Genomic DNA, 6,748 nt, shown 5'->3' on the forward strand with positions numbered 1-6,748 from the left:
GGCGTGGGATCCGCGGTCGACGCCGTCTTCGGCCGATGCGCGGTGGCGGGTGCGGCGGGGCGCGGGGCGTTCGTGGGCGTTGTGCTCGACGGCGCCCCTGGCCGGTGTGCCGTGGACGCGGTGGTCGGAGCCCGCTGTACGGAGGGCGCTGCCGGGGAGCCGGTAGCGGTGCCGGCCGGCTCGGTGTGCTGGGTGGGGCTCGGGGTGTGTGTCGGCGCGGTGCTCGACGGGGGCGTCGGCAGGTGCGACGCCGGTGTGGTCGGCGCGTGCTGGGGCGACGTGGAGTTCGTATCCGGCGTTGTGCGCGGTTGGTGCGCTGGAGCCGTGGCACGCTGCACCGGGGGTGATGCAGGGGTGCCGGCGATGGGGCCAGTCGGCCCGCTGCCCTGGACCGGGGCTCCGGAAGAGTTCTGCGTCTGGGTGGGTGCGCTGGTCGTCGTCGGTCCCGGCCGGTGCGGGGCAGGCGCGGCCACCGTGCGCTGGACGGACATGGGGCTCGAGTTCGAAGCACCCCCCGCCCGCTGCACGGGGGCTCCCGTGGGGACGCCCATGGCAGGAGTGGTCGGCCGTGTTCCGGATGGAACGGTGGGTGCGGCGGCCCCCGTGCGCTGTACGTCGACCGGAGGCGCGGGGGGCGAAGCGTCGGCCTGGCCGGCCGGTGTGTTGACGGACGGCGGCTGGGATGGAGACGGTGCCGGGGCGCCAGGCGCGCTGAGATTCGCAGTCGTCGCGCGGGCCCGTTGGACGGCTGCCGGTGCCGGGAGCGCCGTACCGCCGCTGTCGCTGGACGAGGAGCGTGAACCGCCGGGGGCTGGGAGTGCCGTGCCGCCGTTGTCGCTGGACGGGGGGCGTGAGCCGCCGGGGGCCGGAGGTGCCGTACCGCCGCCGTCGTTCGAGGAGGACCGGGGACGGTCCGCGCCGGAGGCCGCGCGGCGTTGGACGGCGGGGGATGCCGGGATCGCCGGGGTGCGCGGGGGCGTGGACGGCGTGACGGTGCCGCCGCTGGACGAGCTCCGGTGCGTGGGCCGCCCCTGGGCAGGCGCATCCGGCGCGACACCGGAAGGCCGACCGGGGCCCCGTACAGGACCAGATGGCTCGGCACCCGTGACGGCCCTGGTGTGCCCAGAAGCCGGACCGGCCGGCGTTCGCTGAACCGATGTCCCCACGCCACCGTCGTGCGGGACCGTCCCGGCCGGTGAGGAGGACCCTGTCGGCACAGGTGCAACTTGGCCTGCGCCACTGTCAGTTGGTGCCGACGCCGACTCGCTCACAGCCGTCGAAGTCTGTCGGGCGACCGGCAGGGTCCGCCGCTGTACGGCCGGTGTCCCGGTCCGGGCCTTCGTCAGGGACCTCGGTGGAGACGACGAAGAAGCGGCCGGTACCGGGGTCACCCGGACCCCGGGAGCTGGGCGCGGCGCTGCGGCGGCGGCCTGTGTCCGAGTCGCCCGCCACTGGGGTGCACGAGCCGACGCCGAGGGGGCCGGGGCCTGTTCCCCGTTGCCCGAACCGGAGGTCGGTACTGCCGCGCTCCGCATCCCCGTCCCAGTCCCCGCTCCCGTCCCCGACTCCCGCGCCGGAAGCGCCCGCAGCGGTACCGCCGGAGTGCGCTGCACCGGGGTGAGGTCGGCCAGGGGCAGGGCGCCGGCGTGGCGTTCGAGGCCCGGCACCGGCCGGCCCACGGCCGTACGCGGCGCGTCACCGCCGAGGCTCGCGCTCGCGCGTCCGTCCAGCACCGCAGGGGAGGCCGTACCCGCGAACGACGGGTTCTGCCAGGTCGGCAACCGCCCCCCGAACCCGGCGTCCGCCACCTCGGCCCGTCCGGGCACCACGGCCCGCTGAATCGGCGGCAACCCCGGCCATGAGGCGGCCACGACGGGTCGCGCCGGGGTGTGCGCGGCGGACGAAGGAGACGCGGGCTCCACCGCCCGCACAGCACCGTCACCGTCAGCCGTGACCTCGACCCGAGGCACGTCGGCGCCTTCGGTCCGCTTCCGCAACCGGTCCAGGAACCCCACCGCTCAGCCCTCCGCCCCGGCCCGGGTCACCAGGGATGCGATCTCGTCCGTGAAGCGGCGGCGGTCGTGGTGCTCCAGGTCCAGGATCTCGTCCATGCTCCAGTGGAAGTGGTAGGCGACGTACGCGATCTCCTCGTGCAGCCGGTCGGTCGCGTACGTCACGATTCCCCCAGGCGGCTCCCGCCGAGTTCCACCTCGAAGGGCTCCGAGCAGTGCGGACACCGGACCGCCGCCCGGGTGTGCCCCTCCGCGTTGATCTGGCGGTAGAAGTCCTGCAGGAACGCCAGGTCGGAGGCGAACATGTTCTCCACGATCCCGTCGTGGACCATGGGCAGTGTGCCCAGACGGGTGATGACCCGGCCGAGCAGGACCACCGACAGGTACGCCGGGTTCTCCTGCACACGGACGTCCCGCAGCGGCACCAGCTCGTCCCGTGCCGTCGACAGGCGCATCACGCCGTCCCGGTGGACGGTGCCCGTCTCGTCGACGTACCCGCGCGGCAGCTGGAAGGGGAACTCCGTGCGCAGTGACTCCTGTTGGCGCACGGGGGCCGACGCGGGAGCCGGGGCCGGTGTCGCCTCCGGCCCCGGCAGCTCCCGGTCCGACTCCGGCGCGGACGCCGCCGCGTCCGCGCCGGAGTACGTGACGGCGGCGCCGGCCCTGGCAGCCGAACGCCGCATTACTCGATGACCAGTTCTTCGAACGCGATGGTCACGGTCTCGGTGAGCGCGGAGGCCTCGCCCGCCTTCACCGTGCTCGCGTCGATCTTGTTGCACCAGGCGTTGCGCAGGTGGTAGCGCTTCACCGGGTTGTTCTGGAAGTCCATCATGATGATCGACGCGTTCTTGCGGGCCGTCGTCATCTGGCCGCTGATCGACTCGTTGATCCACTGGGTGAACGAGGCCGACTGGGTCATACCGCGGACGACCGTGCAGGTGCCGTTCTTCTTCACACCCGGCAGGTTCTTGACCACGTTCTGGCCGTTCGGGGTGTTCTGCTGGTACGTGATGACGTCCTGCTCGATGCTCAGACCGCTGACCTCGGCGAGGTACTCGACCATCACGCCGTCGATCTGCAGGCCGAAATTGTGTGAGGTGAGGGCGTCACCCGGCTGGAGACTCATGTCTTCGCTGTCCTTCTAAGGGTCTCGAAAAGGGCCGTACGGAGGCTCGGTGCGCGGCCTACTCCTCCAACTCCCCGCTGCCGCTGGAGAACTGGGCCAGCCGGAAGATCACGAACTCGGCCGGTTTGACCGGCGCGATGCCGATCTCGCAGACGACCCGGCCGACGTCGACCGACTCCGGCGGGTTGGTCTCCTCGTCGCACTTGACGTAGAACGCCTCCTCGGGCCGCTGGCCGAACAGGGCGCCGCTGCGCCACTCGTTGACCAGGAACGCCGAGATGTTGCGCCGGATCCGGGCCCACAGGGCGTGGTCGTTCGGCTCGAACACCACCCACTGGGTGCCGATCAGGATCGACTCCTCCAGGTAGTTGAAGTACCGGCGGATGTTCAGGTAGCGCCAGGCCGGGTCGGAGGAGAGGGTGCGGGCGCCCCAGACGCGGATGCCCCGGCCCGGGAAGGCGCGGATGCAGTTGACGCCGATGGGGTTGAGCAGGTCCTGCTCACCGCGGGTGATCTGGATCTCCAGGTCCACCGCGCCGCGGACGACCTCGTTGGCGGGCGCCTTGTGCACACCGCGCTCGGAGTCGTTGCGGGCCCAGATGCCGGCCACGTGACCGCTCGGCGGGATCAGCCGGGAGGAGCCGCTGGCGGGGTCGAAGGTCTTGATCCAGGGGTAGTACAGGGCCGCGTACTTGGAGTCGTAGCCGGCCGTCTCCTGTCGCCAGACCCGGATCTGACGGGCGTTCAGGCCCGGCGGGGGGTCGATGACCGCGACGCGGTCGCCCATCAGCTCGCAGTGCGCGATCAGACCCAGCTGGACGGCCTTGACGGCCTCCAGGTCGATCGCGCCGCGCTGGTAGGCGGCCATCAGGTCGGGCACGGCGACCATGGAGATCTCGTCCACGGCCTCCAGACCGCCGAAGCCCGTACGGTCCGCGGAGTCGCCGAGGTACTGGGCCGGACCGGGGTGCGAGCCGTTCTCGACGGCCTTGTCCGGTACGGCGGGCGCGGGCGCCGGGGCCGCGAGGGCCACCGTCTGGTTGTCCGGGCGGACCAGCTGCGCGGCCGGCGCGGCCTCGGTCACGGTGATGAGCTTCGAGCGCTCCTTCACCTGCGTGACCACATAGTTGCGGCCGCCCTTCTTGGCGGTCACGTCGAAGCTCTCGACGGCCTTGTCGCCGTCCTTGACGATCAGCTTGAACCGCTCCGCCGGGCCCTCGCCCTCCGGGTCGGCGACCTCGACGCTCAGCGAGCCGTTGCTGCCGGAGGCGATGGCCGTCACGGAGAACGTGCCGATCTGCTTCGGCTCGGCCGCCGGCAGCGCGGCCTTGGCGGCGGAGCCGGTCACGGCGGCGGGGGCGGTGCCGGCCGCGGCCGCGGCGTCGTCGGCGGAACCGCCCACGCGCACGACGTACGCGGCGCTGCCGCCGTTCTGGAAGAAGCCGTAGACCGAGTGCGCGAGGTAGTACCCGTCGGTGAACTCACCGAAGCTCGCGACGTACTGGCTCCAGTTGGTCACCAGTGTCGGCTCGTCGAGCGGACCGGTCGGGGCGAGCCCCACGAAGGCCGCGACCGACGTGCCCACCCCTTCGATGGGGCGCGAGCCGCTGGCCACCTCCTCGACGTAGACGCCGGGCGACAGGTAGGACGGCATGCTCTGCTCTCCTCGGGGTACGAGACAGGAACGCCCTCAGCCTCACGCGCGCGCAAGCCCCCGGGAAACGGCCTGCGGTGCCGGACCTCGGGCAACTCCCTTGCCCCCAAGGGCAGTCCGGTCGGCCCCGGCCCGCGATGCTGCCCCCGGTTCTGCCCTTTGAGTCCTTCCCGTGCCCGGGGTCGCCCGATAACGCTGGAGGGCCAGTCGGCCAGCGATGAGGGGAGCGCCGTGCGCGCACAGGGGACACGGGGCCACGAGGACGGCGAGCAGCACAGGGCTCGCCCGGTCCAGGCGCCGGGTACGACAGCGCAGCGCATGCTGGACCTCCAGCGCCTCGCCGGCAACGCCGCCGTGTCCATGGCCGTGGCCGAGGAGCGGCACCAGCACGACGCGGGGTGCGGGCATGTGCCGTCCGTGCAACGCCGGGCCCTGGTGCACGATGTGGTGCGTTCCCCGGGGCAGCCCATGGATCCGGGGCTGCGCAACGAGATGGAGACCCGGTTCGGCGGCGCCGACTTCAGCGGTGTGCGGGTGCACACCGGCTCCCTGGCCCGTGAGTCGGCCGTGCAGTTGCAGGCCAAGGCCTACACCTCCGGGCCCAACGTGGTGGTCGGCGACACCATGACCAAGGAGGACTGGGCCCACGAACTGACCCACTACCAGGACCAGATGGCCGGCCCGGTCCCCGGGACGGACAACGGCTCCGGGGTGCGGGTCTCCGACGTGAACGACTCCGGGGAACGCCGGGCGGTGGACAACGCCCGGCGCGTGATGAGCGCCCCGGTGCCGCAGGTGCAGCGCATGCCGGCGACGGCACCCGCCGCGCCCGCGGCGAACCCGGTCGTGCAGCGGGTCACCCGACTGGCCGTGCAGCAGGGCCCGTCCTGCTGGCTCTACGTCCTGGAGGCCATCGCCGAGTACCACGGACTGCCCGTGCAGGCGCTGTCCGTGGCGATGCGGGCCTACCCGTCCACGGAGGACCGCGACCAGCGGCTGAAGGAGGAGAAGGCGAGGGGGAACACCGTCAACGGCCGCGAACTCGCGGTCATGATGACGGCCGAGTCCCTGGGCGCCATGGTGCGCACGCTCGAGAGGTGGCGCCAGCACCACCAGAACTCCGAGGACATCACCCGTGACGAGGTCGCGGCCTTCGCTCGCCGGTCCATCGGGTCGGAAGCCTCGCTGGACAAACTGGAGTTCCAGGACGGCAAGGCACAGTACGAGTCGATCCACGAGGTCTACGTCAAGGCGTTCGACCGTGCCGGGAAGCTGGTGCAGAAGGTGGGGGCGGCCGGTGACGAGGTCAGCAAGCTCCTCGACACCGCGCCCGCCGTGATCGACGCGCAGCAGGACCTCAACGACGTGCGGCTCGCCATCGAGAACCAGGCTCTGCCCTGCTACGCCGGTATCCGGCGGCGGTACAAGCCGAAGGCGGGCGACGAGGGCCCGGTGGTCGACTTCACCCAGCGGACGGACAAGATGGACAGCACCGTCCACGCCGTCCTCATCGACTCCTACGACCCGGCGAACCGGGTCGTCAGCTACAAGGACCCCAACTACGGGAACGTCGAACTCAGGGTGAGCCTGGCCCAGTTCCAGCAGATGGCCGGCGACCCCCCGCAGGTGATGACCCTCCGGCCGTACTCGACGGGGCCCCGGGCGAAGCCCGGACTCGACGAGCTGAAGGACTGACCACCACGACTCTGCCCCGCCGGTCACCGGGTGTGCCCCAAAGCCTCCTGACCGGCACCGCTCCCCACCCCTAGCGTGATGGCGTGAGCCTGTGGACTTCCCTGGAACCCGCCTCCGCGACTGTGGACCCGGGCGGCAGTACACGTGTGCGGTTGCGGTTGCGTAATACCGGTGACGTGGTGGACGAGTACCGGTTCGAGCCGGTGGGGCCGGTGGCGCCGTGGACGAGGGTGGAGCCGCAGTCGTTGCGGTTGTATCCGG

General features: G+C 72.0%; 5 protein-coding genes and 1 pseudogene. 2 read left to right on the top strand and 4 right to left on the bottom strand.

All coding sequences use genetic code 11. The features are described from left to right. Positions 1-2,018: 2,018 nt before the first annotated feature. Genes GRC12_RS40280 through GRC12_RS40295 form a run of 4 tightly spaced genes read right to left on the bottom strand, consistent with a single transcriptional unit; the run spans position 2,019 to position 4,792 of the window. Positions 2,019-2,177, bottom strand: coding sequence for a DUF6760 family protein (locus GRC12_RS40280; protein WP_165955043.1), 159 nt, complete (start codon positions 2,175-2,177; stop codon positions 2,019-2,021). Next, entirely contained in the window at positions 2,174-2,695 is a 522-nt protein-coding gene (locus GRC12_RS40285; RefSeq protein ID WP_208785419.1) for a hypothetical protein, read from the bottom strand. The genes GRC12_RS40280 and GRC12_RS40285 overlap by 4 nt, the downstream gene beginning before the upstream one ends. Then, on the bottom strand, positions 2,695-3,138 hold the full coding sequence (locus tag GRC12_RS40290) for a phage tail protein (protein ID WP_132856017.1): 444 nt from the start codon (positions 3,136-3,138) through the stop codon (positions 2,695-2,697). Before GRC12_RS40290 ends, GRC12_RS40285 begins: the two co-directional genes overlap by 1 nt. 58 nt (positions 3,139-3,196) lie before the next feature. Continuing rightward, positions 3,197-4,792, bottom strand: a complete 1,596-nt coding sequence (locus tag GRC12_RS40295; RefSeq protein ID WP_208785420.1) for a phage tail sheath subtilisin-like domain-containing protein — start codon at positions 4,790-4,792, stop codon at positions 3,197-3,199. 318 nt (positions 4,793-5,110) lie between these two features. Here GRC12_RS40295 and GRC12_RS40300 point away from each other — a divergent pair, with 318 nt between their 5' ends. After that, the gene (locus GRC12_RS40300; RefSeq protein ID WP_208785421.1) at positions 5,111-6,487 is read left to right on the top strand and encodes an eCIS core domain-containing protein; all 1,377 of its coding nucleotides are present in this window, start codon (positions 5,111-5,113) and stop codon (positions 6,485-6,487) included. An 83-nt stretch (positions 6,488-6,570) separates the two neighbouring features. Next, positions 6,571-6,748, top strand: a pseudogene (locus GRC12_RS46125) (hydrolase); the annotation flags it as partial.

The sequence above is a fragment of the Streptomyces griseorubiginosus genome (assembly GCF_017614965.1).
GTDB lineage: Bacteria > Actinomycetota > Actinomycetes > Streptomycetales > Streptomycetaceae > Streptomyces > Streptomyces griseorubiginosus_B.

Excerpts from the sequence above, each read along its gene's own strand:
- GRC12_RS40300 (WP_208785421.1), top strand. The coding sequence starts at position 5,111 with ATGCTGGACCTCCAGCGCCTCGCCGGCAACGCCGCCGTGTCCATGGCC.
- GRC12_RS40285 (WP_208785419.1), bottom strand. The coding sequence starts at position 2,695 with ATGCGGCGTTCGGCTGCCAGGGCCGGCGCCGCCGTCACGTACTCCGGC.
- GRC12_RS40295 (WP_208785420.1), bottom strand. The coding sequence starts at position 4,792 with ATGCCGTCCTACCTGTCGCCCGGCGTCTACGTCGAGGAGGTGGCCAGC.
- GRC12_RS40290 (WP_132856017.1), bottom strand. The coding sequence starts at position 3,138 with ATGAGTCTCCAGCCGGGTGACGCCCTCACCTCACACAATTTCGGCCTG.